Origin of the sequence: Burkholderia sp. BCC1644, from assembly GCF_902833225.1 — a bacterium.
GTDB lineage: Bacteria > Pseudomonadota > Gammaproteobacteria > Burkholderiales > Burkholderiaceae > Burkholderia.
This window is the reverse complement of the sequence record NZ_CADFEI010000016.1, coordinates 17,169-37,995: the sequence shown is the minus strand read 5'-3', so window position 1 is coordinate 37,995 and position 20,827 is coordinate 17,169. Positions and strand designations below refer to the sequence as shown.

Annotated in this window: 20 protein-coding genes; 10 read left to right on the top strand and 10 right to left on the bottom strand. The window is 67.9% G+C overall.

All coding sequences use genetic code 11. From position 1 onward, the window contains the following. The 3 genes from HWX87_RS27585 to moaC form a co-directional block, all read right to left on the bottom strand. On the bottom strand, positions 1 to 906 hold the full coding sequence (locus HWX87_RS27585) for a hypothetical protein (RefSeq protein WP_176050244.1): 906 nt from the start codon (positions 904 to 906) through the stop codon (positions 1 to 3). Beyond that, entirely contained in the window at positions 899 to 3,592 is a 2,694-nt protein-coding gene (locus tag HWX87_RS27580; protein WP_176050243.1) for a type VI secretion system tip protein VgrG, read from the bottom strand. Before HWX87_RS27580 ends, HWX87_RS27585 begins: the two co-directional genes overlap by 8 nt. A 113-nt stretch (positions 3,593 to 3,705) precedes the next feature. After that, positions 3,706 to 4,194 carry a cyclic pyranopterin monophosphate synthase MoaC gene (gene moaC, locus HWX87_RS27575; protein ID WP_176050242.1) on the bottom strand — a complete coding sequence of 163 codons (489 nt, stop codon included), beginning with the start codon at positions 4,192 to 4,194 and terminating at the stop codon, positions 3,706 to 3,708. A gap of 268 nt (positions 4,195 to 4,462) precedes the next feature. On the opposite strand from moaC, the gene HWX87_RS27570 reads away from it, so the two are divergent. Next, positions 4,463 to 6,157: a M48 family metalloprotease gene (locus HWX87_RS27570; protein WP_176050241.1), complete on the top strand. Its 1,695-nt coding sequence runs from the start codon at positions 4,463 to 4,465 to the stop codon at positions 6,155 to 6,157. 21 nt (positions 6,158 to 6,178) lie between these two features. On the opposite strand, the gene HWX87_RS27565 is transcribed toward HWX87_RS27570, so the two are convergent. The 6 genes from HWX87_RS27565 to HWX87_RS27540 all read right to left on the bottom strand — a co-directional run bounded on the left by HWX87_RS27565 (position 6,179) and on the right by HWX87_RS27540 (position 10,735). Continuing rightward, positions 6,179 to 6,763 carry a DUF2946 family protein gene (locus HWX87_RS27565; protein ID WP_176050240.1) on the bottom strand — a complete coding sequence of 195 codons (585 nt, stop codon included), beginning with the start codon at positions 6,761 to 6,763 and terminating at the stop codon, positions 6,179 to 6,181. Beyond that, entirely contained in the window at positions 6,756 to 7,793 is a 1,038-nt protein-coding gene (locus tag HWX87_RS27560) for a hydrolase (RefSeq protein WP_176050239.1), read from the bottom strand. Before HWX87_RS27560 ends, HWX87_RS27565 begins: the two co-directional genes overlap by 8 nt. A 33-nt stretch (positions 7,794 to 7,826) precedes the next feature. Further along, the gene (locus HWX87_RS27555) at positions 7,827 to 8,273 is read right to left on the bottom strand and encodes a nuclear transport factor 2 family protein (RefSeq protein ID WP_034178922.1); all 447 of its coding nucleotides are present in this window, start codon (positions 8,271 to 8,273) and stop codon (positions 7,827 to 7,829) included. A 115-nt stretch (positions 8,274 to 8,388) separates the two neighbouring features. Further along, positions 8,389 to 9,426, bottom strand: coding sequence for a lipopolysaccharide heptosyltransferase II (waaF, locus tag HWX87_RS27550; RefSeq protein WP_047898928.1), 1,038 nt, complete (start codon positions 9,424 to 9,426; stop codon positions 8,389 to 8,391). Between the two features lie 140 nt (positions 9,427 to 9,566). After that, positions 9,567 to 9,761: a zinc-finger domain-containing protein gene (locus tag HWX87_RS27545; RefSeq protein WP_006749970.1), complete on the bottom strand. Its 195-nt coding sequence runs from the start codon at positions 9,759 to 9,761 to the stop codon at positions 9,567 to 9,569. Positions 9,762 to 9,811: 50 nt separating this feature from the next. Next, positions 9,812 to 10,735, bottom strand: a complete 924-nt coding sequence (locus HWX87_RS27540) for a branched-chain amino acid transaminase (protein ID WP_176050238.1) — start codon at positions 10,733 to 10,735, stop codon at positions 9,812 to 9,814. A 194-nt stretch (positions 10,736 to 10,929) separates the two neighbouring features. On the opposite strand from HWX87_RS27540, the gene HWX87_RS27535 reads away from it, so the two are divergent. From HWX87_RS27535 to HWX87_RS27525, 3 genes are all read left to right on the top strand, one after another. Next, positions 10,930 to 11,685 carry an AzlC family ABC transporter permease gene (locus tag HWX87_RS27535; protein WP_176050237.1) on the top strand — a complete coding sequence of 252 codons (756 nt, stop codon included), beginning with the start codon at positions 10,930 to 10,932 and terminating at the stop codon, positions 11,683 to 11,685. Further along, positions 11,682 to 12,005 (top strand): AzlD domain-containing protein, encoded by a 324-nt coding sequence (locus HWX87_RS27530; protein WP_059523415.1) that lies wholly within the window; start codon positions 11,682 to 11,684, stop codon positions 12,003 to 12,005. Before HWX87_RS27535 ends, HWX87_RS27530 begins: the two co-directional genes overlap by 4 nt. 279 nt (positions 12,006 to 12,284) lie before the next feature. Beyond that, positions 12,285 to 13,481 carry a phosphoglycerate kinase gene (locus HWX87_RS27525; protein WP_176050236.1) on the top strand — a complete coding sequence of 399 codons (1,197 nt, stop codon included), beginning with the start codon at positions 12,285 to 12,287 and terminating at the stop codon, positions 13,479 to 13,481. Between the two features lie 157 nt (positions 13,482 to 13,638). On the opposite strand, the gene HWX87_RS38255 is transcribed toward HWX87_RS27525, so the two are convergent. Then, complete coding sequence (locus tag HWX87_RS38255; RefSeq protein WP_021164118.1) at positions 13,639 to 13,767, bottom strand: hypothetical protein; 129 nt, start codon at positions 13,765 to 13,767, stop codon at positions 13,639 to 13,641. Between HWX87_RS38255 and pyk the strand changes: the two genes are divergently transcribed. The 6 genes from pyk (at position 13,766) to HWX87_RS27495 (ending at position 20,810) form a co-directional block, all read left to right on the top strand. Further along, on the top strand, positions 13,766 to 15,202 hold the full coding sequence (gene pyk, locus HWX87_RS27520; protein WP_034189082.1) for a pyruvate kinase: 1,437 nt from the start codon (positions 13,766 to 13,768) through the stop codon (positions 15,200 to 15,202). The two genes, HWX87_RS38255 and pyk, sit on opposite strands and share 2 nt — an antisense overlap. A 317-nt stretch (positions 15,203 to 15,519) precedes the next feature. Next, positions 15,520 to 16,584, top strand: a complete 1,065-nt coding sequence (fba, locus tag HWX87_RS27515; protein WP_176050235.1) for a class II fructose-bisphosphate aldolase — start codon at positions 15,520 to 15,522, stop codon at positions 16,582 to 16,584. A 224-nt stretch (positions 16,585 to 16,808) separates the two neighbouring features. After that, positions 16,809 to 17,699, top strand: a complete 891-nt coding sequence (locus tag HWX87_RS27510) for a phosphoribosylaminoimidazolesuccinocarboxamide synthase (RefSeq protein ID WP_175032501.1) — start codon at positions 16,809 to 16,811, stop codon at positions 17,697 to 17,699. Between the two features lie 251 nt (positions 17,700 to 17,950). Then, positions 17,951 to 18,472 (top strand): 5-(carboxyamino)imidazole ribonucleotide mutase, encoded by a 522-nt coding sequence (purE, locus tag HWX87_RS27505; protein ID WP_006477946.1) that lies wholly within the window; start codon positions 17,951 to 17,953, stop codon positions 18,470 to 18,472. 86 nt (positions 18,473 to 18,558) lie between these two features. Then, a complete protein-coding gene (locus tag HWX87_RS27500; RefSeq protein ID WP_176050234.1) occupies positions 18,559 to 19,770 on the top strand; it encodes a 5-(carboxyamino)imidazole ribonucleotide synthase in 1,212 nt (403 codons plus the stop codon). A gap of 11 nt (positions 19,771 to 19,781) precedes the next feature. Further along, positions 19,782 to 20,810, top strand: coding sequence for an L-threonylcarbamoyladenylate synthase (locus tag HWX87_RS27495; RefSeq protein WP_176050233.1), 1,029 nt, complete (start codon positions 19,782 to 19,784; stop codon positions 20,808 to 20,810). Positions 20,811 to 20,827 lie beyond the last annotated feature (17 nt).

Below are 20,827 nucleotides of genomic sequence, written 5' to 3'. Positions count from 1 at the left end.
TCATTTCGACATCAGTTTTTCGAGTGCCCGCGCAACGGGATCGACGACGTGCTCGTTGACGGCGTCACCTGCCTTTTTTGCGTATTCCACGGTGTTGTCGATGTATTGTTTGCCCACGCCGACAGCGCTGTCGTATGCCTGGTAGGTCGTTCTGGGATCTTTCCATTCCTGAATGTTGGGTTGCGCCAGGATATGGCCCATATCGATCGGCCCGAGCCCGGCCAGACCGCCGTCGAGGTAAGCGAGAGGATGGGTCTTGAACGCGTATGTCTTGAAGTTGTAGTCGTCCAGTTCGAGCGTGTACTGCGGCACATTCATCACGCAGGCGCCGCTGTTCGGCTTCTTGCCCTTGATGGAAATGGTGTCGCCGCGCATGTTCTGCTGCAAACCCTGTTCCAGATAGTGCTGCAGGAACCAGCGTGCGCTTGCCAGCCATGCCTTGCCTTTGTCGCTCAATTCCGGGAGCAGGTATTTACCGTAGTTCGAGCAGTAGTAGTAACCGTAGCTGACGTAGTATCCCGGCGGCTTATGTCCGCACCCGATATGACGCATCATGAAATTGCCGTGGCGTGACCAGTCGGAATCGGTGCTTTCGATTTCTATCAGCTTCTCGCGCCGATGCAGCAGCTCACGGGCAACTTTCGTGTCTTTCCACGGATCCCATGACGACGCGAATTTCTTGACGGTCGCCCAGATACTCGACGTGCTGACCTTTTCGACCGTTTCCCAGTACTCGCCATGCAGCGGGAGGTAGTAGTACGGACAGGTTCCGATAATGGAATCCGCCGCTGGCGTCACATGCTTGTCGCAGATGTTGATCTGCACCTTCGGCCGATCGTTGTATCCCGTCGGGGTCAGCATCCCCGCACCGGTGCCGAGCACCTTGTCCTGTTGTCCGTCAGCCATTCGATTTCCCTAGAAACTTGACGACGACGTCATGCGGCACGTGGCTCTGCGTGAGCCCGGTTTCGCCTGCCGCGTTGGTGACGCCTTCCGAGAGCAGCTTGCCGTTCGAGAACATCTGGTACCGCGTGTTCGCGACCGGAATGTCGGTGCCGGCCCAGTGCGCGATGAACGCCTGGTCGTAGTTGCCGGACGAGTTCGGCAGCGTCGGCATCGTTTGCGACAGGTGGGTGGGGCCGCTGAACGCATGCTGCGCGCCCTTGATGTCGATCTTGCCGGGCGCGTGCACTTCGATGTTGCCGTCCGCGATGCGGATATAGGCACCGCCCGACGTCAGCAGGATTTCCTTTGCCGCGGCGCCTTCGATCGATTGCGTGACGGCGATCAGCTTCAGCGCCTTCTGCGCGGTCAGCTCGATGTTGTCCGCCTGCGCCTGCACTTCGACCTTGCCCTTGCCGGCGAACAGCTTGATCCCCGCATTCTGCGCGAACAGGCTGATCCGGTCGAGGACACTGGCGATCAGCGATTTTCCGGCGGCGACGTGCGTGCTCTGCCCGCTGACGAGGTTGACGTGCTGGTCCGCGGCGAATTGCGCGGACTGCTGCGTGGACATCCCGATGCCGGCCGGGCTGCCGAACAGCATCACGGGCTCCTTGAACGCATTGGCGCTGCCGGTTCCGCCGCCGGCGGTCCGGCCGCCCGACGTGCTGCCGCTCACGCTGTCCTGCGTCGCATCGGCGAACTGCTTGAGCGCCGAGTGGCCGGGATCGAGCGACTCGCCCTGATGCTGTGCGCTGACCTGCGACATGGCGTCGATCAGCCCTTCCGCACGCACGAGCTGCTGGCGGGTCTCGTCGACGTCGAGCGGCTGGCTGGCCGCCTGCTTGGGATGCGTCGTGACGTACAGCCCGCGGTTCGCGCGCACGGCGCCGTAGGCGTCCGAGCGCAGGTCGAAGCCACTGCCGAGATAACTGCCGCGGTTGTTGCCCGTGTGGTCGATCAGGTAGCCGAGATGCAGATGGGCGTTGGCCTGGCTGCTGTACAGGTGCACGCGGTTCTGCGAGGTCGCGTCGTCGAGCACCAGCTGGTTGTAGCCCGCGCCCGCGTACTCCCTGGACCGGTATCCGGACAGGATCCCGTTGCTGTGCCACTGCGGGCTCGTCGCGCCGTTGTACAGCTTGCCGACGATGATCGGGCGATCGCAGTCGCCGCCGAGGAAGTCGACCAGCACTTCCTCGCCGCTGCGGTGCGGGTGGACGGCGCCATAGCCGTTGCCCGAGTCCGACGTCGCGGCCCGCAGCCAGCACGAAGCCTTCTCGTCGCCGTCGTTGAGTCGGTCCCAGTGGAAGCGGACCTTGACCCGGTTGAGCTCATCGGTGTGGACTTCCTCGCCTTGCGGCGCGACGACGATCGCCGATTGCAGGTGCATCGGCGGTTTCGCATGCTCGAGCGGGCTGCGGAACGGGACGGTCGTGCGCTGCACTTCGACGCTGACCTGGAAAAAGCCCTCGCTGCCATCGGAATGGGGAACGCGCGACGCACCGGCAGCGTCTGCCTGCACGATGTTGTCGACTTCGGCCCGCAAGCTGTGCGGGAACGCGGCATGAGCGTCGCCGTCCGCGACAGGCAGGTTGTTGACGATGACCCACGCCGTCTCGATCACGGCGAATTCGCGCTGGCCGGCATCGTCCTTGTCGTGTTCAGGGTGTTCCGCGAACTCGAACGTGCGTCCCGCGTCCATGCGCCGCACACCGCCGACACCGTGAAAGCGCTTCGCGTGCGATTCCTGCTCTTCCATCCAGATCTTCGACAGATGGTCGCCGCGTGACTGCTCGGGATACGTGTAGGCGCCCGTGTATTCGTAGACTTCGAGTTGCTGCGGCAGATCGCCCTGATTCGCGATCGTCGGCGTATGGGTGGCCTTCGGATTCGACGCGGTGGGCGGCTGCTTGTAGTCGAACGTGCGCGTGGTGCGCGCGACGCTGCGCAGCGTGCGCGTTCCGGTGAACTGGACGAGCGTGTCGGCGTCGTCGCCCGTGCCCGCGTGATGAAAGCGCACGATTCGCGGCGACAGCGCGGGCAGGGCGTCGATGCGGTCGACGATGACGAGCCGGTGCGACTTGCCGTCCTTGTCCTGTTCCCAGAAACCGTACAGGCCTTCCGATTCCATCAGGCGGTGCACGAAATTCCAGTCGTCCTCGTATTGCATGCAGAACGAGCGCGACGGCAGCGGCTGGTAGAGCTTGAACGTGAAGCGGCCCTTGGCCTGCGGATGCTGGTTCAGCACGTCGGCGATGATGTCGTCCGCCGGGCGGTCCTGCCAGATGCGCTGGTCGCGGCGGAACTTCAGGAAGTGCAGGAACGACGCAAAGACGATCTGATAGTGCGTGACGCCGCTGTCCGAGCCGAGCCGGCGGGCCGCATGCACGTAGCCGTGGTGCGGCGCGTACGACCGGTCGGTCTGCTGGATCCACAGCGTCACCGGCTGCGCGATCAGTTTCTTGAGTTCGAGGTTGTCGGATACCGACACGGTGTCGACCGTGAACTCGAAATGGCGTCCGAGCCGCGATCGTCCCGTGACGCGATGCGGCAACAGGACGTCGGGGCCGAGCGGGGTATCCAGTTTGACCAGGCGCTCGTGCTGAACCGGTCCGGCCAGCAGCGCGCTTCTTGACGCTTGCGAATTCATCACCAGTGCTCGCTCTTGTTGTGCTGGTTCGCACGCTCTCTCGTGCGGAATTCGGTAATTGTATGAGATAAACGGATTTATCTCGAATTGGCGGGCCGGCGGCGCCCGCGCATTCACTCCGCCGCGTCTTCCGCCTTCCAGTCCCCCGACTTGCCGCCGCGCTTCTCGCGCACGCTCACGTCGGTGATCACCATCCCGCGATCGACGGCCTTGCACATGTCGTAGACCGTCAGCAGCCCGACCTGCACGGCGGTCAGCGCTTCCATCTCGACGCCGGTCCGGCCGAACGTTTCGACCTGCACGACGCAGTGGACGCCCGGCAGTGCGTCGTCGAGTTCGAAGTCGACGGCCACGCGCGTCAGCGCGAGCGGGTGGCACAGCGGGATGAGGTCGGCCGTGCGCTTGGCGCCCTGGATCGCCGCGATGCGCGCGACGCCGAGCACGTCGCCCTTCTTGGCCTTGCCGTCGCGGATCAGCGCGAACGTGGCCGGCAGCATCCGGATCGTGCCGCGCGCGATCGCGATGCGCCGGGTTTCCTGCTTGCCGCCGACATCGACCATGTGCGCATGGCCGGCGGCGTCGAAATGGGTAAGTCCTGACATGTCATCCTCTAGTGGAACGGAGTGCGCGTGCGTCCCTCGATCCTGCTTCGCGATCGACCGGGCCGCCGAATCCTGTAACGGCGCCCCGAACCGATTCAACGCCTCAACGGGCGCTTATCATAGCAGCGGCGTTCGCGTTGCCGAGGGCGCAGATGACGCACGCGCGGCACGGGACAGTCACTGCGGCGCCGGTACAATGACCCGAATATTCAGACCAAACGCCGCGATGCGCGCCGGGCGCGCGGGACGGCGTCGTTTTCATCCTGCCATGCGTGTCAAACAGTTGCTTGCCGTGTCGCTGTCGGCGGCGCTCGCGCTGCCGCCGGGTGGCCATGCGCAGAGCGCCTCCCCACCTCCGCTCGAGCCGGCGACCGGCGGCTCCCCGGCGATTTCCACCGTGCCGTCCGGCATCGCCACCGGCGTGTTCGGCACGTACGGCGGCGCGGAGAGCCGGTTCTCGGGCGCCGGCGGTGCGTCGGCGCCGGTCGCGAGCCTGCGCGCGCCGCTTCGCGCGCTCGAACTGCCCGACCTCGGCGACGGTTCCGGCGGTTCGCTGACGCCGCAGGCCGAGCGCCGGCTCGGCGAGCGAGTGATGCGCGAAGTGCGGCGTGATCCCGACTATCTCGACGACTGGCTCGCGCGCGACTACCTGAACGCGATGGCGGCGCGGCTCGCGGCCGCGGCCGCCGCGCGCTTCATCGGCGGCTATACGCCGGATTTCGACCTGTTCCCGGTGCGCGATCCGCAGATCAACGCGTTCTCGATGCCGGGCGGCTTCATCGGGATCAACAGCGGGCTCGTCGTCACGACGCAGACCGAGTCCGAGCTCGCGTCGGTGGTCGGCCACGAGATGGGGCACGTGCTGCAGCGGCACATTGCGCGGATGATCGCCGCAAGCGAGAAGACCGGCTACACGGCGCTTGCGACGATGCTGCTCGGCGTGCTGGCCGGCGTGCTCGCGCGCAGCGGCGATCTCGGCAGCGCGATCGCGGTGGGCGGGCAGGCGTACGCGGTCGACAACCAGCTGCGCTTCTCGCGTTCGGCCGAGCGCGAGGCCGATCGCGTCGGCTTCCAGCTGCTGGCGGGGGCGGGCTACGACCCGTACGGGATGCCGGGCTTCTTCGAACGGCTCGACCGCGCGTCGATGGGCGACGCGGGCGTGCCGGCGTATGCGCGCACGCACCCGCTGACCGGCGAGCGGATCGCGGACATGGAGGATCGCGCGCGCCGCGCGCCGTACCGGCAACCGCGCCAGTCGGCCGAATACGGGTTCGTGCGCGCGCGGCTGCGCGTCCTGCAGAACCGTGCGCCGACCGACATCGCGGCCGAGGCGCGCCGGATGCAGCTCGAAATCGACGATCGCACGGCGCCGAACGTCGCGGCGAACTGGTACGGCATCGCGCTCGCGAACCTGTTGCTCGGCGAATACGACGTGGCCGGCAAGGCACTCGCGTCGGCGCGTGCGGTGTTCGATGCGCGCGAGCGGCGCGAGAACGATCCGGACGCGAGTTCGCCGAGCCTCGACGTACTGGCCGCCGAGATCGCGCGCCGCGCGGGGCGGACCGACGACGCGGTGCGGCTCGCGGCGCTCGCGCAGCGGCGCTGGCCGGCGTCGCACGCGGCGATCGTCGCGCATCTGCAGGCGCTGATCGCCGCGCGCCGTTTTGCCGACGCGCAGACGCTCGCGCGTGCACAGGCGAAGGCCGATCCCGGGCAGCCGGACTGGTGGGACTATCTCGCGAAGGCGAGTGACGGGAAGGGCGATGTGCTTGCGCGGCGCCGTGCGCTCGCGGAGAAACTCGCGATCGACGGCGCGTGGCCGTCGGCGATCCGGCAGTTGAAGGAAGCGCGCGACGCGAAGGACGTGTCGTTCTACGAGCAGTCGATCATCGGCGCGCGGCTGCTGGAATTCGAGGCGCGCTACAAGGAAGAGCGCGAGGACGAGAAGAACGGCCGCGGATAGCGGCCGTCGCGCGGCTGCGCGTCAGTTGCCGCCGCCGGCCGCATGGCTGGCGAAGCGCGCCGGGCTCGCGACATAGCCGAACCGGGCGGGCACGTCCGCGCAGACGATGCTGCCGAGCGGCAGCGTGCGGCCGTCGCGCCAGCGCAGCACGGGTGGCCCGGCATCGAAATCCGCGTGATCGGCGAACAGCCCGAGGTCGTGATCGTGCAGCGCCGCGACGCGCTGCGTGCGGCCATCATGAAACAGCACACCGCCCGCATCGTCGAGCCACGCTTCGTCCGGTTCGAACGGTGTGCCCGTCTGGTCGGTGAGCGCGAGCTGCCCGTCGTGCTCCGCGAGCCGGACGACCCACGGCGTATAGGCGAGCTCGACGTACACGCGCTGCGGCCCGTTCTGGAAGAACCACTGGCCCTGCGCATCGCATTCGTAGTTGCGGCCGATGAATGCGTTCAGCGCCGCATGCCGGATCGGCGAGCCGAGTTCGCCGGCCGCCTGCGCGGCGTCGTCGCGCAGCCGCCATTCGCCGCGCCGGTCGAGCAGCAGCCAGCCGGTGCAGTGCGGCACGTTCGGCCATTTGGCGAGCGCCTGCCTGACGATGTCATCCATGGTCGACGAATTTCGAGCAATAGCCGAACACCCGCGCCGACAGCCAGTCGAGGCGGCCGGGGAACGGCCCGGTCATGAATCCCGCGTGCCCGCCGGCCGCGGGCTGGTCGAGCTCGACGGCCGGCGACACGTCGGCCGGGCCCGGCAGCGCCGATTCGGGCAGGAACGGGTCGTTGCGGGCGTTGAGGATCAGCGTCGGCACGTCGATCGCGGGCAGCAGCGGGCGCGTCGTCGCCTTGGTCCAGTAGTCGTCGGCGTCCGTGAAGCCGTGCAGCGGTGCAGTCACGACTTCGTCGAAGTCGCGCATCGTCACGGCCTGCAGCATCGCTTCGCGGTCGAACAGCCCCGGGTACTGGTCGAGCTTCGCGAGCGCCTTGCGCTTGAGCGTCTTCAGGAAGCTGCGCGTGTAGACCATCGCGAACCCCTGCGACAGCGCGCGGCCGCCCGCGTGCACGTCGATCGGCGTCGAGATCGCGGCGGCCGCCCGCAGGATCGACGTGTCGCTGCGATGCTCGCCGAGCCAGCGCAGCAGCACGTTGCCGCCGAGCGATACGCCGGCCGCGACGAGCGGCCCGCGATGCCGCGCGGCGAGGCGGCGCAGGATCCAGTCGACTTCGGCGCTGTCGGCGAGGTGGTAGAAGCGCGGCTGGCGGTTGATCTCGCCGCTGCAGCTGCGAAAGTGCGGTACGACGGCGTGCCAGCCCTTCGCGCGCGCGGCGGCCATCATCTCGAGCGCGTAGTGCGAGCCGGAGCTGCCTTCGAGGCCGTGGAACAGCACGAACAGCGGCGCATCGGGCGGCGGCGCCGCGCTGTCGAGATGCGCGACCCAGTCGAGATCGATGAAGTCGTGGTCGGGGGTTTCCCATCGCTCTCGTCGGTAAGCGACGGCCGGACGCCGTGCGAACAGCGCGGGCACGATGGTCTGGGCATGGCTGTTCGGCAGCCAGCGCGGTGCGCGATAGCGCAATGAATCGTCGTCGGGGGCCGGGGCCCCGGTCAGCGGCGAGGTGGGCGGAGAAGCCGTACTCATGATCGCCCCGCTAATGCGTTGCTTCGTTCTTCGTCAGTGCAGCGGACCCTGCCCGTGACGGATCTTCGCGGCGAATTGTCCGGCCGCCTGTTCAGGAATCGGGCTCGCGTGAATATGCGCGATGCGCCACTCGCCGCGCTCGTGAATCATCACGTACGTGGCGAAAACCATGTCGGGTTCGGCCGTCAGGTCGGCCTGCTGATGCGCTTCGGCGATCGTATAGACGACCGTGCCGAGGCTGTCGTACACGCGGATGTCGAGCGGCTCGATCGTCACGGGGCGCGTGGCGAGCCGGTTCGCGAGCCCGCTGCGGATCTGGTCGAGGCCGTGCAGATGCTCGCCGTCCGCCCATACGCAGCTGGCGAAATCCTCGTCGATCCACAACGCCAGCAGCGCGTCGAGATTGGCATCGGCGACGGCCTGGTAGTAGGCGTTCAGCGTATCGGCAGCGGCTTCGAAAAGGCGGGCAAAACGTGGCATCGGGGTTATCTCTCGCGCGCGTCGCGCGCCGTATTCAGCACGGCGGCCCGGATGGAGCCGCCGTACACCGGTGAATCGGATTGCCCGGCGCGCCGTGCGACGCTGCCGGTCAGGGTCAGCGCTGCCCGACGAGCATGCCGCGCAAATCGCCGAATACCTGCTCCGGACCGAGTTCGCGCAGGCACTTCAGGTGGCCGAGCGGGCACTCGCGTTCGAAGCAGGGACTGCATTCGAGATGCAGCCATTGTACCTTCGCCAGGTCCGACAGCGGAGGGGTGTGGCGCGGATCGGTCGATCCGTACAGCGCGACGAGCGGCCGGCGCAGCGCGGCCGCGACGTGCATCAGGCCGGAATCGTTGGTGACGACCGCGTTCGCGCGCGCGATCAGCGCGCATGCCTCGGACAGCGACGTCTGCCCGCACAGGTTGCGCACGTTCGGCGCGTGGTCGGCGATCGCCTGCGCGGCTGCCGCGTCCTTCTGCGAGCCGAGTGCGACGATCTGCGTATACGGGAACGACTGGTGAACGATCGTCGCGAGCGTCGCGAAGTGCTCGGGCGGCCAGCGCTTGGCCGGGCCGTATTCGGCGCCCGGGCAGAACACGACGAGCGGCTTGCGCGTATCGAGATTGAAACGCGCGGACACGCGCGCCGTCTCGTTCAGGTCCGCGTCGAGGCGCGGCGCGGGCAGCGTCTTCATCGACTCGGGCAGCTTCGCGCCCGGCGCGTAGGCGAGCGCCGCGTAGTGGGTCGTCATCGGCGGCCGCTCGCCCGACTTGGTCGGGTTCGCGTGCCGCACGTTCAGCAGCCCGTAGCGGTGCTCGCCCGTGTAGCCGATCCGCAGCGGGATGTTCGCGAGCCACGGGATCACCGCGGACTTCAGCGAATTCGGCAGCACGTACGCCGCGTCGTAGCCGACGTCGCGCAGGTCGCTCGCGAGCTGCCAGCGGCGCAGCAGCTGCAGCTTGCCATGCGCGAGATCGGTCGCGTAGACATCGTGGATCTCGGGCATCCGCTCGAGCACGGGCGCGACCCACGAGGGTGCGACGGCATCGATCGCGATGCGGGGATGGAGCTTTTTCAGCAGCGCAAAAAGTGGCTGCGCCATCAATGCGTCACCGATCCAGTTCGGTGCGATAACCAGCGCTCGACGCATCAGGTCGACTTCCGATGTCGTAATGAATCACGGCGCACGGGCGCCGCGTTCGGGTTGCCAGAATGGAGAACGGCGGCGCGCCGGATTTCCGGCTGCGCCGCCTTGCGAGTCGGCGGGCCCGCGGGCCCGGCCGCCCGGGCTCAGTGGCCCTTGACGACCTCGCCGTCGCGCAGCTTGTAGCGCGTGCCGCAGTACGGGCAGCGTGCCTCGCCGTGCGACACGTCGATGAAGACGCGCGGGTGTGCGCTCCAGCGCGCCATGGCCGGGTTCGGGCAGTAGGCGGGAAGATCCTTGGCCGTCAGCTCGACCAGCGGCATTTCCTTGATTTCACTCATGAGACTTTCTCTTATCACTCTTTTGTGGGGCGGTCGGTGGCGCGGCGCGCTCAGACCTTCGTCAGCCAGTGCGCGTACTTTGCGTTCTTGCCCGACACGATATCGAAAAACGCCGACTGGAGCTTTTCCGTGACGGGGCCGCGCGCGCCGCTGCCGATCGTGCGGTTGTCGAGCTCGCGGATCGGCGTGACTTCAGCGGCCGTGCCGGTGAAGAACGCCTCGTCGGCCGTGTAGACCTCGTCGCGCGTGATGCGCTTCTCGATCACTTCGATGCCGGCGTCCTTCGCGAGCGTGATGATCGTGTCGCGCGTGATGCCGTCGAGGCACGACGACAGGTCGGGCGTGTACAGCTTGCCGTTGTTCACGAGGAAGAAGTTCTCGCCCGAGCCTTCCGACACGTAGCCGTCGACGTCGAGCAGCAGCGCTTCGTCGTAGCCGTCGGCCGTCGCTTCCTGGTTCGCCAGGATCGAGTTCACGTACCAGCCCGACGCCTTCGCGCGCACCATCGACACGTTCACGTGGTGGCGCGTGAACGACGACGTCTTCACGCGGATGCCCTTCGCGAGGCCGTCCTCGCCGAGGTACGCGCCCCACGGCCATGCGGCGATCGCGACGTGGATCGTGTTGCCCTTCGCCGACACGCCGAGCTTTTCCGAGCCGACCCAGATGATCGGGCGCAGGTAGCCCGACTCGAGCTTGTTCTCGCGCACGACTTCGAGCTGCGCGGCTTCGAGCGTCTCGCGATCGAACGGCACGTCCATCTGGAAGATCTTCGCCGAATTCAGCAGACGTTTCGTGTGCTCGGGCAGGCGGAAGATCGAGGTGCTGCCGTCGGCCGCCTTGTACGCGCGCACGCCCTCGAAGACGCCCATGCCGTAGTGCAGCGTGTGGGTCAGGACGTGGATCTTGGCGTCGCGCCAGTCGATCAGCTTGCCGTCCATCCAGATCTTGCCGTCGCGGTCGGCCATTGACATAGATTTCTCCTGGGATGCGGTTGTATGCAGCGTTGAGCCGGAAAGACGCTTATTTTAGCGTCATTTGGTGGCGACCCGGTCGGTCGGCGCGGGGCCGGCGCTATAATCGTCCGGTACCGATTCCAATAACGATGGGACGTACCGGCAGGAGGCGCCGGCGCCCCGACGAACCGCCCGCTGCGGCCCGCTTTCCCATGCTCGCTCGATTGTCCGCCACCGACCGCTTCGCGCTGATCCAGGGCGCGCGCGACTATTCCCCGACCTTGATGGCGATCCTCTCCTGGGGGCTCGTCACCGGCATCGCGATGAGCAAGTCGGTCATGACGCTCGGGCAGGCGAGCGCGATGTCGATCTTCGTCTACGCGGGCTCGTCGCAGCTCGCGGTGCTGCCGCTCCTCGCGGCGAAGCTGCCGATCTGGACCGTGCTGCTCACGGCCGCGATGGTCAACATGCGCTTCGTGATCTTCAGCGCAGGGCTTGCACCCCATTTTTCCTACCTGCCGCTGTGGCGGCGTCTCGCGATCGGCTATTTCAACGGCGACGTGATCTACCTGCTGTTCCAGAAACAGGGCTTTGCCTACGGCCAGGTGCCGGGCAAGGAAGCGTATTTCTGGGGGATGGCGCTCGCGAGCTGGGTGTCGTGGCAGGTGTCGTCGCTCGCCGGCATCCTGCTCGCGAGCTTCTTCCCCGCGAGCTGGGGGCTGGAGCTGGCCGGCACGCTCGCGCTGATCCCGATCATGGTGTCGGCGGTCGCGAACCGCTCGACGCTCGCGGCCGTCGCGGTCGCCGGCATCGTGTCGCTGATCGCGTTCGACCTGCCGTACCGGCTCGCGCTGCCGCTCGCGGTGCTCGCCGCGCTCGCGGCCGGCTGCACGGCCGACTTCTTCGTCGAACGGGCCGACTGGCGGCGCATCCGCACCGAAACCGTGCAGGAAAAGGAGATTGAATGAGCGCGACCGAGATCTGGATCGTCATCATCGGGATGACGATCGTCACGGCCGTCACGCGCGCGCTGTTCCTGATCGGCGGCGAGCGCACCGTGCTGCCCGAACGCGCGCAGCGCGCGCTGCGCTACGCGCCGGCCGCCGCGCTGGTCGCCGTCGTGCTGCCCGACGTGCTCGAAACGCCGGCCGGGCTGTCGTTCGCGCTGTCCAACCATCCGTTCTACGCGGCGCTCGCCGGTCTCGGCTGGTTCCTGTGGCGGCGCAGCATGCTCGGCACGATCGTCGTCGGGATGCTCGTATTCACCGCCCTGCGCCTGATCTTCTGATGGGCTGCCGCTGCGGCCCGCCGGGCGCCGGCCGCCCGTGCACCTGCATTGCTGCGTTGCGGCAATGTGTCCGTTGCCGCACGCGATCCCAAATAGGCGGAATTCGCCGCCCGCGGGTCAGTCTGCCGGGTGGATCGGCTAGAATGCCCGTTCGAGATTTTTTACCCGTGCGCGTCATGCGAACCGCCAGCCACGGCCGCATCCGGCGCCCTTTCGCGGCAGCCCGCGCACGTCCAGCGTGAACCCCCTTTCCCCATCCACTACTTCAATTTGTCCAACATGAGCCAAGTCAAGCGTCTTACCGACCTGATCGCCGCCGGCCAGCTCGCCGGCAAGCGGGTGTTCATCCGCGCCGACCTGAACGTCCCGCAGGACGACCAGGGCAACATCACCGAAGACACGCGCGTGCGCGCGTCCGTGCCGGCCATCCAGGCCGCGCTCGACGCCGGCGCGGCCGTGATGGTCACGTCGCACCTCGGCCGTCCGACCGAAGGCGAATTCAAGCCGGAAGACTCGCTCGCGCCCGTCGCGAAGCGTCTCGCCGAGCTGCTCGGCCGTGACGTGCCGCTGGTGTCGAACTGGGTCGAGAACGGCGTGAACGTCGCGCCGGGCCAGGTCGTGTTGCTCGAGAACTGCCGCGTCAACAAGGGCGAGAAGAAGAATTCGGACGAGCTCGCCCAGAAGATGGCGAAGCTCTGCGACGTGTACGTGAACGACGCGTTCGGCACCGCACACCGCGCGGAAGCGACCACGCACGGGATCGCGAAGTACGCGCCGGTCGCGTGCGCGGGCCCGCTGCTGGCCGCCGAACTCGACGCGCTCGGCAAGGCGCTCGGCAACCCGGCGCGCCCGCTGGTGGCGATCGTCGCCGGCTCGAAGGTGTCGACCAAGCTGACCATCCTGAAGTCGCTGGCCGGCAAGGTCGACCAGCTGATCGTCGGCGGCGGGATCGCCAACACGTTCATGCTCGCGGCCGGCCTGTCGATCGGCAAGTCGCTCGCGGAAGCCGACCTCGTCGCCGAGGCGAAGGCGATCATCGACGAAGCGCGCGAGCGCGGCGCGTCGGTGCCGATCCCGACCGACGTCGTGACGGCCAAGGAATTCTCGCCGACGGCCGTGGCCACGGTGAAGCAGGTCGCCGACATCGAAGCGGACGACATGATCCTCGACATCGGCCCCGATACGGCCAAGGCGCTCGCGAGCCAGCTCGAAAAGGCCGGCACGATCGTGTGGAACGGCCCGGTCGGCGTGTTCGAGTTCGACCAGTTCGGCAACGGCACCAAGACGCTCGCCGACGCGATCGCCAAATCGTCCGCGTTCTCGATCGCGGGCGGCGGCGACACGCTCGCGGCCATCGCGAAGTACGGCATCCATGACCAGGTCAGCTACATCTCGACGGGCGGCGGCGCCTTCCTCGAGTTCCTCGAGGGGAAGAAGCTGCCGGCGGTGGAAGTGCTCGAAACGCGGGCGGCCTGAGCGTGGCGGCGCGCGCAGGGGTGACGAAGGCCGTGCGCTCCGCGAAAGCGGAGCAGCCGGCCGGCGCGGGCAAGCGCAAGCGCGCGCCCGCGCGGGCGAACTCCGCCCCGCGCGCACCGGCGGCCGCTGGCGACGCGGCCGACCAGCACCACGAGATTCAGAACAAAGCGATGCCGGGCGCAAGCACCGGCACGCCCCCCGGAACGGCCGCCGCTGGGCCTGCCGCTTCCGGCTCTCGCAGCGTTTCACCCAGCGCATCCACCTTGATCCAGATGAGGAGTTTCATGCAGCGCGCCACCAAGATAGTCGCCACGATCGGCCCGGCTTCCAGTTCGCCGGAGATTCTGCTGCAGATGATGCAGGCGGGCCTCGACGTCGTGCGGCTCAATTTTTCGCACGGCACGGCCGACGATCACCGCCAGCGCGCCGAGATGGTGCGCGAGGCCGCCCGCAAGGTTGGCCGCGAGATCGCGATCATGGCCGACCTCCAGGGCCCGAAGATCCGCGTCGGCAAGTTCGAGAACGGCAAGACCACGCTCGTGCCGGGGCAGCCGTTCATCCTTGACGCCGCGTGCGAGCTCGGCAACGACGAGCGCGTCGGCCTCGACTACAAGGAACTGCCGCGCGACCTGCGGCCGGGCGACCTGCTGCTGCTGAACGACGGCCTGATCGTGCTGACCGTCGAGCGCGTGCTCGGCGACGAGATCCACACGATCGTCAAGGTGGGCGGCGAGCTGTCGAACAACAAGGGGATCAACCGCCAGGGCGGCGGCCTGTCGGCGCCGGCGCTGACCGCGAAGGACATGGAAGACATCCGCACCGCGATGTCGCTCGGCGCGGACCTCGTCGCGGTGTCGTTCCCGAAGAACGCGACCGACATGGAAATGGCGCGTCAGCTCGCGAACATCGCGGGCGCGCCGTACGGCATCAAGCCGAAGATGATCGCGAAGATCGAGCGCGCGGAAGCGATCCCGGCGCTGCAGAGCATTCTCGACGCGTCCGACGGCATCATGGTCGCGCGCGGCGACCTCGCGGTGGAAGTGGGCAACGCGGCCGTGCCGGCGCTGCAGAAGCGGATGATCCGGATGGCGCGCGAGTCGAACAAGCTCGTGATCACCGCGACGCAGATGATGGAATCGATGATCCACGCCCCCGTGCCGACCCGCGCGGAAGTGTCGGACGTCGCGAACGCGGTGCTCGACGGCACCGACGCGGTGATGCTGTCGGCCGAGACGGCCGCCGGCAAGTACCCGGTCGTCACGATCGAGACGATGGCGGCCGTGTGCGTCGAAGCGGAGAAGTCGGAACACGTCGAGCTCGACAAGGATTTCCTCGACCGCACGTTCACGCGGATCGACCAGTCGATCGCGATGGGCGCGCTGTTCACCGCGTACCACCTCGGCGCGAAGGCGATCATCGCGCTGACCGAATCGGGCGCGACCGCGCTGTGGATGTCGCGTCACTACACGCACGTGCCGATCTTCGCGCTGACGCCGCGCGTCGGCAGCGAGCGCACGATGGCGCTGTACCGCAACGTGACGCCGCTGCACGTCGACTTCAACAGCGACCGCGATTCGGCGCTGCAGGCCGCGCTCGAGATCGTCGTCAAGCAGGGCTACGTGCAGCACGGCGACATGGTCGTGCTGACGGTCGGCGAGCCGATGGGGCAGGCGGGCGGCACCAACACGCTGAAGATCGTGCGGGTCGGCGAGCACTATTGAGCGCCGACTGAGCATCGGGCCGGCCCGTGCGCCGGCAGCCCGGATCGGCTGAAAAAATGATCCGGCACCGTTTTTCACGCGAAAGCCGCGTGGGGTCCGAAGCCCCGCGCGGCTTTTTTTCTCTTTTTTGCCCGCATTGTGCCGTGCGAACGTAACAAATTGCGAGTCGGCGCCACCGGGCGGTCGGAATCGGAGGCGCTTCGCGATAAAATGCGGCTATTCGACGCTCAGCCGCGCCGCGCCACCCCGGATTCGAACGGGAGCGAGCGCCGCGCCGGCGTCAGGGCGCACCGGTTTTCATTCCAAGGAGTTCCACAATGCCTCTCGTATCAATGCGTCAATTGCTGGACCACGCGGCAGAGCACGGTTATGGCCTGCCGGCCTTCAACGTGAACAACCTGGAGCAGGTCCAGGCGATCATGGCGGCGGCGGACCAGGTCGGCGCGCCCGTGATCATGCAGGCATCGGCCGGCGCGCGTAAGTACGCGGGCGAGCCGTTCCTGCGCCACCTGATCGAAGCAGCAGTCGAGTCGTATCCGCACATCCCGGTCGTGATGCACCAGGATCACGGCCAGTCGCCGGCAGTCTGCATGGGCGCAATCCGCAGCGGCTTCACGAGCGTGATGATGGACGGTTCGCTCGAAGCCGACGGCAAGACGGTTGCGTCGTACGAGTACAACGTCGACGTGTCGCGCAAGGTCGTCGAGATGGCGCACTCGATCGGCGTGACGGTCGAAGCCGAACTCGGCGTGCTCGGTTCGCTCGAGACGATGAAGGGCGACAAGGAAGACGGCCACGGCGCGGAAGGCACGATGACCCGCGAGCAGCTGCTGACCGATCCGGAGCAGGCCGCCGACTTCGTGAAGCTCACGCAGTGCGATGCGCTCGCGATCGCGATCGGCACGTCGCACGGCGCGTACAAGTTCTCGAAGAAGCCGACGGGTGACATCCTGTCGATCGAGCGCATCAAGGAAATCCACGCGCGCATCCCGAACACCCACCTCGTGATGCACGGTTCGTCGTCGGTGCCGCAGGAGCTGCTGGCCGAGATCCGCGAATTCGGCGGCGACATGAAGGAAACCTACGGCGTGCCGGTCGAGGAAATCCAGGAAGGCATCAAGCACGGCGTGCGCAAGATCAACATCGACACCGACCTGCGTCTTGCGATCACCGGTGCGATCCGCCGCTACCTGTTCGAGAACCCGGGCAAGTTCGATCCGCGCGACTACCTGAAGCCCGCGCGCGAAGCGGCGAAGCAGGTTTGCGTCGACCGTTACCTCGCGTTCGGCTGCGAAGGCCAGGCCGGCAAGATCAAGCCGGTGTCGCTCGACAAGATCGCCGAGCAGTACAAGTCCGGCGCGCTCGCGCAGGTCGTGCGCTGAGACTGTAGTACGATTGCCCCGCCGCAAGGCCGGGGCTGGCCGCGCGGTTGCCGGATCTGATCCGGCCCCGGCAGCCGTTCCGTCCGGCCGAACGAGGGCCGGCCGGCAACCGCCCGGGCGCTGTCGCCCGGCCGGTTCGCCGACGTATTGCAAGACCGCCGTTCCCGCCTGCCGCGGGGAACGGCGTTTCCCTTTTTGTTTGGCTCCTTATCTGCGAAAAGACGATGTCTACCCTTTACGAATCCACGCTCCGCTCGCTGCCGCTCCTCGGTCGCGGCAAGGTCCGCGATAACTACGCGGTCGGCAACGACAAGCTCCTGATCGTCACGACCGACCGTCTGTCGGCATTCGACGTGGTGATGGGCGAGCCGATTCCGAACAAGGGCCGCGTGCTGAACCAGATGGCGAACTTCTGGTTCGACAAGCTCGCGCACATCGTGCCGAACCACCTGACGGGCGACGCGCCGGAAGCGGTCGTCGCGGCCGACGAGGTCGAGCAGGTGAAGGGCCGCGGCGTGGTCGTCAAGCGCCTCGAGCCGATCATGATCGAAGCGGTCGTGCGCGGCTACCTGGCCGGCAGCGGCTGGAAGGAATACCAGGCGTCGGGCGCCGTGTGCGGCGTGCAGCTGCCGGAAGGCCTGCAGAACGCGCAGAAGCTGCCCGAGCCGATCTTCACGCCGGCCGCGAAGGCCGAGATGGGCGAGCACGACGAGAACATCACGTTCGAGGAAACCGAGCGCCGCATCGGCACCGAGCTGGCTGCGACGATCCGCGACATCTCGATCAAGCTGTACAAGGAAGCGGCCGACTACGCGGCGACGCGCGGCATCATCATCGCCGACACGAAGTTCGAATTCGGCCTCGACAACCACGGCAAGCTGTACCTGATGGACGAAGCGCTGACGGCCGATTCGTCGCGCTTCTGGCCGGCCGACCAGTATGAAGTCGGCACGAACCCGCCGTCGTTCGACAAGCAGTTCGTGCGCGACTGGCTCGAGGCGCAGCCGTGGGGCAAGACGGCGCCGGCGCCGGCGCTGCCGGCCGACGTCGTCGAGAAGACGGCCGCGAAGTACCAGGAAGCGCTCGAGCGCATCACGGGCCAGTCGCTCGCCTGAGCGAGCTTTGCATGGGACCGGAGTAGGTGCTGAAGCACTGACTCTGGTTGACCGCCGTTGGGGGTGGAGTAAGCGCTGAAGCGCCAACGCCATCCAACCACGGCATGGGACCGGAGTAGGTGCTGAAGCACTGATTCTGGTCGACCGCCGAGGGGGTGGAGTAAGCGCTGAAGCGCCAACTCCACCCAACCACGGCATGGGACCGGAGTAAGCGCTGAAGCGCTAACTCCGGTCGACAGGAAGCCCACGAAATGAGTGAAATTCAGACTGCCCACACGCACAGCGCGCCGCTCATCGGCGTGCTGATGGGTTCGAGTTCCGACTGGGACGTGATGAAGCACGCGGTCGCGATCCTGCAGGAATTCGGCGTACCGTACGAAGCGAAGGTCGTGTCCGCGCACCGGATGCCCGACGAGATGTTCGACTATGCGGAGAAGGCGCGCGAGCGCGGGCTGCGCGCGATCATCGCGGGCGCCGGCGGCGCCGCGCACCTGCCCGGCATGCTGGCCGCGAAAACCACGGTGCCGGTGCTCGGCGTGCCGGTCGCAAGCAAGTACCTGAAGGGTGTCGATTCGCTGCACTCGATCGTGCAGATGCCGAAGGGCGTGCCCGTCGCGACGTTCGCGATCGGCGAGGCCGGCGCCGCGAATGCCGCGCTGTTCGCAGTGTCGATCCTGTCCGGCAACTCGGTCGACTATGCGAACCGGCTCGCCGCGTTCCGCGTGCGCCAGAACGAAGCCGCGCACGCGATGGTGCTGCCGCCGCTGGAATGACGGCGCACCGGTGGCCGCACTGCCTTCCAGCGGCTGCCTGACCTCCCCACTGCGGCGGGCAGCGCCCGCCGCGACCGACCACTGACATGACCGCAACTCCTGATTCCGTTTCCCCGATCCTGCCCGGCGCGTGGCTGGGCATGGTCGGCGGTGGCCAGCTCGGCCGCATGTTCTGCTTTGCCGCCCAGTCGATGGGCTATCGCGTCGCCGTGCTCGATCCCGATCCGACGAGCCCCGCCGGCGCGGTCGCCGACCGCCACCTGCGCGCGGCGTACGACGACGAAGCCGCGCTCGCCGAACTGGCCGACCTGTGCGACGCGGTGTCGACGGAGTTCGAGAACGTGCCGGCCGCGAGCCTCGATTTTCTCGCGCGCACGACGTTCGTCGCGCCGGCCGGCCGCTGCGTGGCGGTCGCGCAGGACCGGATTGCGGAGAAGCGCTTCATCGAGGCGTCGGGCGTGCCCGTCGCGCCGCACGTCGTGATCGAATCGTCGGCGGCGCTCGCCGCACTCGACGATGCCGCGCTCGATGCGGTGCTGCCGGGCATCCTGAAGACCGCGCGCCTCGGCTACGACGGCAAGGGCCAGGTGCGCGTGAGCACCGCGCAGGAAGCGCGCGACGCGCATGCGGCGCTGAACGGTGTGCCGTGCGTGCTCGAGAAGCGCCTGCCGCTGAAATACGAAGTGTCGGCGCTGATCGCGCGCGGCGCGGACGGCCGCTCGGCCGCATTCCCGCTCGCGCAGAACGCGCACCACAACGGCATCCTCGCGCTGACGGTCGTGCCGGCGCCGGCCGCCGATGCCGCGCGCGTCGCAGAGGCGCAGCAGGCAGCCGTGCGGATCGCCGATACGCTCGGCTACGTCGGCGTGCTGTGTGTCGAATTCTTCGTGCTGGAAGACGGCTCGTTCGTCGCGAACGAAATGGCGCCGCGTCCGCACAACTCCGGCCACTACACGGTCGATGCGTGCGCAACGAGCCAGTTCGAGCAGCAGGTGCGCGCGATGACGCGCATGCCGCTCGGCAACCCGCGCCAGCATTCGCCGGCCGCGATGCTGAACATCCTCGGCGACGTGTGGTTCCCGAACGGTGCGACCGGCGCAGGTGCGGCGGCCGAAGCCGTCACGCCGCCGTGGGACACGGTCGCCGCGATGCCGACTGCACACCTGCACCTGTACGGCAAGGAAGACGCGCGGGTCGGCCGCAAGATGGGCCACGTGAACTTCACGGCCGAGACGCGCGACGAAGCCGTTGCCGCCGCCACCGCGTGCGCGCAGCTGCTGCGCGTGCCGCTCGACTGAGGCGTCAGCCGATGTCCATCGATCTCCCGAAATCCGTGACGCTCGCCCAGATCGACGCGGCCGCCGCGCTGCTCGACGCGGGGCAACTCGTCGCGTTCCCGACCGAGACCGTCTACGGGCTCGGCGGCGACGCGGCGAATCCCGAGGCCGTCGCGCGCATCTACGCGGCGAAAGGGCGGCCCGCCAACCATCCGGTGATCGTGCATCTGCCGCCGGGCGGCGATCCCGGCTACTGGGCCGACGACCTGCCGGCGGACGCGCAGGCGCTGATCGACGCATTCTGGCCGGGCCCGCTGACGCTGATCCTGAAGCGCCATGCGCGCATTCCGGACGCCGTGAGCGGCGGGCAGGATTCAGTCGGGCTCCGCTGCCCGTCGCATCCGGTCGCGCAAGCGCTGCTGGCCGCGTTCAGCACGCGGCGCGGCGGCCACGGCGGTGTCGCGGCGCCGTCCGCGAACCGGTTCGGCCACGTGAGCCCGACGACCGCGCAGCACGTGCGCGAGGAATTCGGCGACACCGTGCACGTGCTCGACGGCGGCGCGTCCGAAGTCGGTATCGAATCGACGATCCTCGACCTGTCGCGCGGCTTCCCGGCGCTGCTGCGCCCGGGCCACGTGACGCCGCAACAGATCGCCGGCGTGCTCGGCCGCGCGCCGCAGCTGCCGGACGGCAGCGACGCGACGGCGCCGCGCGCGTCGGGCACGCTGAAAGCGCATTACGCGCCGCGCACGCCGCTCGCGCTGCTGCCGTTCGACGCGCTCGAGCCGCTGCTCGCGGCTGCGCAAACGGACGGCGAGCGTGTCGCGCTCGTCGCCCGCGCATCGCGCGCGGTGCGCTGGGCGCAAGCCGACGGCGTGCATTTCGTCGCGGCGCCGGAAGATCCGCAGGCCTACGCACGCGACCTGTACGGGATGCTGCGCGCGCTCGATCGCGCGCAAGTCGCGCGCATCCTCGTCGAGAAGCTGCCCGAGACCGTCGAATGGATCGCGGTCAACGATCGCCTGGGCCGCGCGGCGGCCGCGTTCGAAGCACGCGACTGACAACCATCGCGCTTCAC